Here is an 8,495-nt window from a genome sequence, read left to right as displayed (position 1 = left end):
CTGGAACGTCCGCCGCTTGATCGGGACCATGCGCGATGCAGCCAGTTTGATGTCCTCGCGATGGTCCGCGCTGAGCACGGCTAACGGTGTCGGGTCGGTACTCGCGATCATGCGCTTGGCGTCGTCGTTTCTTAACATGCCACTACTATCGCATGCAGTGGTATAAATTTCCTCGGAAATCACCTTATCTGAAGCTGCGGCGACGGCCTGATCCGGGTACGCGATGCCTACCCTGCCTGGCTTTGAGTGGACACAACCAAGCAACCGCCCGGAACACAGCAGCAGTCAATTCTATTCATTGGACAATAAAATATTCGGTAGCCTTGTAATTTTATGGCCGGCAGTGTACCATTACCATAATAAAAGGGGATTAGGGGGTCCGCAGGGGGAATTGGACGACAAAATTCAGTCGCTCGTGACCACAAGGACAACAAAATCCAGTCGCTCGTGACCGCAAGTTTTTGTCAGTGGAACATGAGTCGCCGGTAGTCAACTTCTGAGCGTTCATATAATCCTGTTATCGCTCCAACGGTTTCTGACGGAAGCATCGTGATAACAAATAAGACGACAATCGTGGTGTTTGCCCTCCAGGGCCTGCTGTTTGCCGGGTTGGTGGCAACTGGGGCCTTTGTTTACAAATCGAAACCGGAGGGTGTCGCAACCGAGTCACCCAGTCTCGCCAAGCAACAGGACAGTTCCTCTGAGGAGGTTGAACGTCAGCGCCTGGCGAAGCTGAAGACAGACGTAGTGTTCGATTCTCGACTGCAACGTTTGGAGGAGCAGGTTGCTAGTCTGGTGAAGACGGTTGAGAGCGGCCTAAGGGCGAGGGCGGCTTTTTCCCCTGTAAGCCCTGCGGCGTCTACCCCAAGGCCGGTTGAGTCAAATGCTGCAGACGTGCAGCGACTGCGGGTTGAGTCTGACCTTGCGTCACGCCACGAGCGAGAAGCCGCTGCTACCAGCGCATGGGGGCAAGCCGCAGATACGGCTATCAATAACGCTTTTACGGAGGCGAATGCGGCTGACTCGTTTTTTTCAAAGCATAAAGGGGATTTGCAAACAGATTGCCGGGGGTCCGTTTGCAGCCTGACTTGGTCGCCTGAGGGTAAAGGATACGCCTCACTGTCTAAGGCAGAGGAGGCTGACCTTTTTGAGCAAGCGAAATCGGAGCTTATTGGGCTTGCGGCTAGCGCTCAAGATGCCGGGCAAGTGAAGGTTTGGCTCGACAGCGCGACCAATCCCCCCGTTTTTCGGCTTCTTGTCGACAACTCAGGAGGTAGTGATTCGGGGGGAAGCAACCCCTCAGCCTATTCTGGAAGCGGTAAAATCCGCTAGATCATACAGTCACGTAGGAGCCAAGTTATGAAAAGCACGATCCGCAATAGTTCTAGCATCGCTGCCGTGGTTGTCCTTGCTTCGGCGGCCAACCTAAGTGCCGTCCTACCGGTAGCCGCAGATATCAATATCGGCGCGCTTGCCTGTCAGGCGATGTCATCCACGTCTGACACGAACCTCCTCTGGAGCGCACACTACTTGATCAATCCCGCGACTTCAAGCGGAAATAGATCCGTGGTGTGCAACATTCCGTTTGAATCGGCCTCGCTTCCGGAGACATTCTACGTTGGCGCCTTTGGCCTCAATGATGAGATGCACCCGAATCTCACCACTACGTGCAACGCCAATGTTGTCGACCTGCGCAACCAGAATGTACCCAATACCTTCGGTGGCGTGCAGTTCTTGGATAATCCCGGTCAAGACATGAGCTACACCAAGATTATGTCGACCAAGAGCAAAGTCGATTACCTTTGGTCAGCATGGGCAACGTTTACCAGAACTGCCGTCATAGCTGCTATGATGGACCCGCCGGGTACTCCGGTTAGTCCGGACGCTGACGAGGGGACCGCGTTCTGGACCATCTCGATTAACTGCACTCTGAAGCCGGGTCAGGCATTGAATATGGTCAGCCTGTGGCCGACGTGGACTCCGGAGACTGCCCCATAACCAGTAACCTGGTTCGACACAGGTCCGCCATCACACTGACGGTCGTTGGGCGAGCATTGTTACGCATTAGGCCCAAGAGCGCGAAGAAGCAACTCGCGTTCTCGGGCTTTTCCTGATGGTCAATGCACCCCCGCCGCCGGGCGAATCCCCACGTCGCAGGTCCCGCCGACCCCCGCCGTGGTCTGGGTGCCGCCGCCCTGGCAGGTCTCGCCCCGCTCCTTGACCCGGCAGCCGATCTCCACCCGCCGTCACCCCCGCCGCTTGAACCAGCCGGTCAGGCTCAAGCGCTCACGAGTGGCGAGCATGACCTCGTGCTCGAAGCGGGCGCTGAGGAAGGTCACCAGGGTGCCCCCGATCGGCGCTACCTCCTCATAGTGGTCCGGCCGATCGGGATCGGTGTAGATGCGCAGCAGACCACCGTCCGCCGGTTGCCAGTCGGGATTGAGATAAAGGATGCAGGTCAGGGTGCGCAGTTCCACGCCGCGAAACTGATCCAGGTGGCGGCGGTAGAAAGACCCCGGCGGATAGATGGCGAGGTGGCCCTCGAAGTTGAACAGACCAAGGCAGAGATCGCGGTTGAGGGTTTGCCGCAGGTCTTCGAGTTGGGCCAGATAGGCGCCGATGGCGCCGTCGCGGGACTCGGGGTCCAGCCAGCAGACGCGATCCGAGCGGATGGTGGAGCGAACCGCCAAATCGGCAGCCCGGCCGACTCCAGCGGGTTTGAACGCCCCTTGGCGATCGAGCGCATTGGCCTGAAGACGCAGCGCATCGCATTGCGCCGCGGACAGGAATCCGCCGGTCAGAGACCAGCCGGGTCCGGCGAGTGCGTCGGCGATGCGTGGGAAGGCCGCCGCGTCCGCGGCGGCCAGGGGCCTGTCAGTGACGTTCATGGGAGTTCAATTGCCGGCCTCCGCGGGAATCTGATACAGCGTTTGCACGAGATCGGTGACACCGCTGTCGAAGCCGACCTCGCAATAGGCCAGATAGTAGTCCCACATCCGCCGGAAGCGCGCACCGTAACCGAGCGCGTCGATAGCCGACTCGGCCGCGTGGAAACTCCGGCGCCAGCGGCGCAGGGTTTCGGCGTAGTCGGCACCGGACCAGCGGCTTTCAAGGTGCACGAGCCCGGCCGCGCCGGCCGCGGACTGGAGCCGCTCCGGGGTGGGCAACATGCCCCCCGGAAAGATATAGAGTTGGATGAAGTCGGCGGTGCGTCGATAGTTGGGGAAGTCGTCCTCGTTCATAGTGATGACCTGGAGCGCGATCCGCCCGCCCGGCCGGACCAACCGGCGCAGTGCACCGAAATAGACCGGCCAATAGGCCTCGCCCACCGCCTCCAGCATCTCGATCGAGACCACATGGTCAAACTGACCGCGGATGTCGCGGTAATCCTGCAGCCGCAGGTCCACCTGCTCGGCCAGCCCGGCGTCGGCGATGCGGGCGCGGGCAAAGTCCAGTTGTTCCCGTGACAGGGTCACCCCGGTCACTTTGAGTCCGCGGCGCGCGGCGGCTTCGGCCAGCCCGCCCCAACCGCAGCCGATCTCCAGAATGTGCTCGCCGGGTTGGGCGCCAAGGTCGTCGAGCAAACGCTCATATTTGCGCGCCTGGGCCTCCGCCAGTGGCTCAAGCGCCTGATCCGCGAACAAGGCCGCGGAATAGGTCATGCTCGGGTCCAGCCACAACCGGTAGAACGCATTACCCAGGTCGTAATGCCGGGCAATATTGCGGCGGCTGTTGCGGCGATGATTGTCACGCAACCGGTGCGTTAACCGGTTGAACCAGCGCGACCAGGCCAGCCCTTTTGGACCCGCACCCAGATGCTCGGCGTTGAGCTGGAGCAGATCCAAGAGCACCGGCAGGTCGGGCGTGCGCCACTCACCCTCCATGTACGCCTCGGCGAAGCCGATCTCGCCGCGGATAACCAGCCGCCTGAGAAAGCGCCAGGGCCGGGTGATCACCAGTTCACCCGCCGGTCCGGCGAACCGGCCGCGGTACAGATCGGCACGACCGTCGGGGAAACTCAGCAGCAAACTGCCGAAGGCGAGGTGACGGCAAAATCCGCCGAACAGGCGCCCCACCCTGGCCGGACGATCCGGCACGGCCTGGGGCGGGCAATCGAGTATTTCCTCCGCAGACATCAGGTAACCTCCTCGGGGGGCGGCGCGGGCTTGGGATAATAGGTCGCGCCGCGCAGCCAAATCTTGAGGGCATGCCAGTGAATTAGGGCGACGACCTTGAGGGTGAGCAACGGGAAGGCGAGCGCCGCCCGTAACAGATTGGAATCGGTGAAGGCCCGCAGGTTGCCCCGCTGGACCGCGACCAGCATGAGCCGGTCGTCTTCGTATTCGTGGATGACGATGCTGGATTCGTCGCCGGCGCGGGCGAAGCGAAAGCGGTAATCCGCCCCCATGCCCACGAAAGGCGAGACATGGAAGCCTTTGGTGCGCCCCTGACGCACCGGCCACTGCATGGACTCGCCGTGCTCATGCAGCAGATAGCTATGGCGCTCCCCGAAGGTGTTATGAACCTCGGCCAGGATGGCCAGCAGCTCATCCTTGGGGCCATAGCAGTACCAGGTGCTCATGGGGTTGAACCCATAGCCGAAAACCCGCGGCATGCACTGGATCTCGATACGACCGATGGGCAGCGCGAGCCCCAGGCGGGCGATATTGCCCATAAGCCAGTCGCGCAACGACGCGCCATCGCCGGCCCCATGGTCGCGATCGTGGAAGGCGAACAGATTGAAGCCATTGCGGGAGAACCAGCGATGCTGCAGTGCCAGGTCATCGATCCGGTCCAGGTCCAGCAACATGCTGAGTACCCCGTAGACGAAACGGTACTGCACCGGGAAAAAACGCCGATGCATCACCTGCCCGAACAGGAGCTGTCCGGCCGGGGCGGTCATGGACCCACCGGCTGCGGGACGGCTGCGGCGCCGGGAGTCACGCGCACTGGCGCATCGGCACGCGCGGCCGCCCAGGGGACCGATACGCCAAGACCCCCGGCCACGTCGACCGCCGCCCGCAGACCATCCTCATGGAAGCCGAACCCCAGCCAGGCGCCGCTGAACCACAGCCCGGAACGGCCCTGGATCTCGTGCATCCGGCCCTGGGCGGCGATGGCCGCCGTATCGAAGACCGGGTGGTCATACTCCATCTGCGCGATGACCCGATCGGCCCGCGGCGGCTCGACCGGGTTCAGGCTGACGAAGCAGTCCTGATCCGCGGGCAAATCCTGGAGGCTGTTCATCCAGTAGGTTACGGTCACCGGACCGGTCGGCTCGACGCCCGGTCCGCGCAGGTAGTTCCAGGAGGACCAGACGCGGCGCCGCCGCGGCATCAGCGCCGGGTCCTGATGCAGATAGACACGATTGCGCTGATAGCGGAAGCATCCGAGCAACTCGCGCTCCAGTGGGGACGGATCTTCGATCATCGCCAGGGCCTCATCGCCGTGACAGCCCAGCACCAGGTTGTCGAAAACCAGGCGTTCGCCCTGAAGCGTCTCCACCTCAACCCCGTCCGCGGTGCGCCGGACCCGCTGCACCCCCGCGGCCGTGCGCACGGTGCCGCGCAGCTGGCCCAGCATACGGCGGACATAGGCCTGACTGCCGCCGGTCACGGTGCGCCACTCGGGTCGGTTGCTCAGATCCAGCAGGCCGTGATTGTTGAAAAAGCGGGCGAAGGACAGAAACGGGAAGGCCCGCATCTGCTGCGTCGGGCAGGACCAGATGGCCGCCGCCATCGGCAGCAGATAGTGCGCGGCGAAGCGCTCCGAGTAACCCCCGCGCTCCAGGAAATCACCGAGCGAGAGGCGATCAAGCGCGCGGCGCTCCAGAAATGCCTTGGCCTCGCGGTTGAAGCGCAGAATCTCGGCCAGCATCCACAGGAACTTCGGATTCAGCAGGTTACTGCGCTGACCAAAGAGCCCGTTGATATCCGACCCCGCGTACTCCACCCGCCCCCCGTCCAGACTGGCCGCGAATGACATGGTGGTCGGGTAGGAGGTCACGCCCAGGTGATCGAAGAGACCGCACAGCAACGGATAGTTGCGATCGTTGAAGACCATGAAACCGGTGTCGACCGGGAAGGCCCCCCCCGGGTGATCGACCATCAGGGTGTTGGTATGGCCGCCCACGTAGGCGTTACGTTCCAGTAAGGTCACCTCATAGCGTTGGTCCAGCAGCCAGGCCGCCGCCAGCCCGCCGATTCCGCCCCCGACAACCCCGATCGTTCGTATCGACACCGAGACACTCCCCCAGTCCAGTCGTTCAGGACTTGACGCAATCCCACAAGCGCACCATGCACTTGTCCAGGTTCCGACCAATATTGAAACCGCGGGCCGCGAGTACAAGGGGGCCGGCGGGTCCGAGCGACCGGACCGGATGTTGCGTGGGTCGATCCCAGCCCCATGTTTAGCAGCCGCGTCACCACCATTGCGACTCAACCTGGCAGGACTCATCATGAAAATCGCGCGCCTGATCGACACCGCCGGTCAGATTCACTACGGATCACCCAGCGCGGCCGGACAGGCCCGACGCCTGGCCGGCAGTCTTTACGAGGGACTCACCGAGACCAGCGAGACCCTGACCGTCGCGCGCTGGCTGGCACCCGTGCTGCCCGTCAACATTTACGGCATCGGCCTGAACTACCGTGCCCACGCCATCGAAACCGGCGCGGCGCTGCCGGAATCACCCGTGCTTTTCATGAAGCCGACAACGACGATTGCCAATCCGGGGGACGCGATTGCCCTGCCGCTCGCCTGCGAACATGGCCCGGAGGTGGACTATGAGGCGGAGCTCGCCGTCCTGATCGGCCGCACCGCGCGCGACGTGCCGGTCGCGCACGCGCTCGACTATATTCTGGGCTACACCTGTGCCAACGATGTCTCCGCCCGCCGCTGGCAAAAGCAAGGGGGCGCAGGCCAGTGGATTCGCGGCAAGAGCTTCGACGGATTCTCTCCGCTGGGTCCCTGGCTGGTCACCGCCGACGAGATTCAGAACCCCCAGGATCTGGAGGTGACCTGCACCCTCAACGGTGAGCGCGTCCAGACCGGCAACACCAGCGACATGATCTTTAGCGTGGCCGAAGTCATCGCCTTCCTGAGTCGGGACACCACGCTGCTCCCCGGCACCCTGATCCTGACCGGCACGCCGCCCGGCGTCGGGATGGCGCGCAATCCGCCCCGCTACCTGAGCGATGGGGATCAGGTCGTGGTCGAGATCGCCGGCATCGGTGCCTTGGCGAACCCGGTCCGCCAGACCCTGCCTTCGGCAACTTCTTGAATATGGTGTAGGGGCGGGTTTGAAACCCGCCCCTACGTCCGGCCAGGTGATTTCCGGAACACCGGATACCACCCACCATCGGCTTGGATGTAGGTGCGACTTCAGTCGCACCGACTCGGACGCAGGTGCGACTGAAGTCGCACCTACATGGACCGGAATCCAAATTGTCGGAAATCGCCTTAGCACGTCCGATGGCCATACCACGCCGACTCGACCTCCGGTGACCGACGAGACTCGACCGGAGGCCGACGCTTCAGCGGGCGGCGGCACCGCGTCCGGCCGAAGCCTCGACTGCCGGACTACCGCGCGGGTCCGACGTTATCCGGACTGCACCTCAGCCGATCGCCGTCAAATTCAGAACGGCGCTTCGCCGGGCGGCCGCGGCGTCCAGACATTCGTGAAGGGGTACGGCAGAGCGCGTCCCAGCGGCAGATAGCCGAAGATGATATCGCCCTTGGTGCCGTCGTTCAGTGACAGTTGCCCGATGCCGTTGCGGCCGGTCTGATCCAGGATAAGATCCGCCCAGCCGGCCCGGCCATCGTCGCAATAGACGTCGTAGAGCGCATCCCGTGACCCGGCGAAGGCATTGAACGACCCGCGGCAGGATTTGCCGCCGCTGGAAACCTGAAACCGCCCGGCGAAGGGCTGCGAGGAGTAGGTTCCCAAGTAGATCGCGCGCTCCATGATCACCGCAAAAGGCCCCGAAACGGCTTGCTCGGGAGGGATATCGTCGGCGTGCGGCTCCTCGAAATAGTCCAGGACATTACTCACGCAGGAGGGATAGCTTTCCAGGTCCACGTGACTACAGAGCTTCTCGGCATAGTCTTCAGCCGAGACGTAGGCGACAATGCCTCCGATATGACCCGGCAAAGTGGTACCGCAGCCGCCGAGTAGCGGGGCCAGGACCAAGCTCGCGGTCGCCAGGATGAGTCTATGCATGGGTTTTGGCCTCAGCGCAAGGTCCCCGATCCGTTTCACCGACGCCTGTGGAGTTCGGCGGGGCGTGGACCGCCAAGGCGCGTACCTTCCCAGTGTACCCGCATCCGGGGTCTGGATGGTATGCCATCGCGCTGCTCAGCAGTTCCAAATTTGGGTGGCCGCCGCCAACAGCGTGTCGGCAGCGAGGCCGATGGTGGATGCGCTGCGCTTATCCACCCTACGAAACCGGCTCCGTTGTAGGGTGGATAAGGCGCGCCGCTCGGTCTCAGGGACTCGG

At 62.8% G+C, this 8,495-nt stretch carries 9 protein-coding genes; 3 read left to right on the top strand and 6 right to left on the bottom strand.

Annotated features, from left to right (window positions below; all coding sequences use genetic code 11):
• Positions 1–549 precede the first annotated feature (549 nt).
• Positions 550–1,332, top strand: coding sequence for a hypothetical protein (locus QZY03_RS19880; protein ID WP_295583901.1), 783 nt, complete (start codon positions 550–552; stop codon positions 1,330–1,332).
• A 27-nt stretch (positions 1,333–1,359) separates the two neighbouring features.
• Entirely contained in the window at positions 1,360–1,998 is a 639-nt protein-coding gene (locus QZY03_RS19875; RefSeq protein WP_295583900.1) for a hypothetical protein, read from the top strand.
• A gap of 119 nt (positions 1,999–2,117) precedes the next feature.
• Here QZY03_RS19875 and QZY03_RS19870 read toward each other — a convergent pair whose 3' ends face one another.
• The 5 genes from QZY03_RS19870 to QZY03_RS19850 are packed head-to-tail and all read right to left on the bottom strand — an operon-like array spanning position 2,118 to position 6,240.
• Entirely contained in the window at positions 2,118–2,240 is a 123-nt protein-coding gene (locus QZY03_RS19870) for a hypothetical protein (protein ID WP_295583899.1), read from the bottom strand.
• A gap of 6 nt (positions 2,241–2,246) precedes the next feature.
• Complete coding sequence (locus QZY03_RS19865; protein ID WP_295583898.1) at positions 2,247–2,888, bottom strand: 2OG-Fe(II) oxygenase; 642 nt, start codon at positions 2,886–2,888, stop codon at positions 2,247–2,249.
• A 6-nt stretch (positions 2,889–2,894) separates the two neighbouring features.
• Positions 2,895–4,136 (bottom strand): cyclopropane-fatty-acyl-phospholipid synthase family protein, encoded by a 1,242-nt coding sequence (locus QZY03_RS19860; protein ID WP_295583897.1) that lies wholly within the window; start codon positions 4,134–4,136, stop codon positions 2,895–2,897.
• The gene (locus QZY03_RS19855) at positions 4,136–4,903 is read right to left on the bottom strand and encodes a DUF1365 domain-containing protein (protein WP_295583895.1); all 768 of its coding nucleotides are present in this window, start codon (positions 4,901–4,903) and stop codon (positions 4,136–4,138) included. Before QZY03_RS19855 ends, QZY03_RS19860 begins: the two co-directional genes overlap by 1 nt.
• The gene (locus QZY03_RS19850; RefSeq protein WP_295583894.1) at positions 4,900–6,240 is read right to left on the bottom strand and encodes an FAD-dependent oxidoreductase; all 1,341 of its coding nucleotides are present in this window, start codon (positions 6,238–6,240) and stop codon (positions 4,900–4,902) included. Before QZY03_RS19850 ends, QZY03_RS19855 begins: the two co-directional genes overlap by 4 nt.
• A 217-nt stretch (positions 6,241–6,457) precedes the next feature.
• Here QZY03_RS19850 and QZY03_RS19845 point away from each other — a divergent pair, with 217 nt between their 5' ends.
• The gene (locus QZY03_RS19845; protein WP_295583893.1) at positions 6,458–7,279 is read left to right on the top strand and encodes a fumarylacetoacetate hydrolase family protein; all 822 of its coding nucleotides are present in this window, start codon (positions 6,458–6,460) and stop codon (positions 7,277–7,279) included.
• A 354-nt stretch (positions 7,280–7,633) separates the two neighbouring features.
• On the opposite strand, the gene QZY03_RS19840 is transcribed toward QZY03_RS19845, so the two are convergent.
• Positions 7,634–8,218 (bottom strand): hypothetical protein, encoded by a 585-nt coding sequence (locus QZY03_RS19840; protein ID WP_295583891.1) that lies wholly within the window; start codon positions 8,216–8,218, stop codon positions 7,634–7,636.
• Between the last annotated feature and the right edge of the window lie 277 nt (positions 8,219–8,495).

The organism is uncultured Lamprocystis sp. (genome assembly GCF_903933125.1).
Taxonomy (GTDB): Bacteria; Pseudomonadota; Gammaproteobacteria; order Chromatiales; family Chromatiaceae; genus Thiodictyon.
This window is presented reverse-complemented; position numbering and strand designations above follow the sequence as displayed.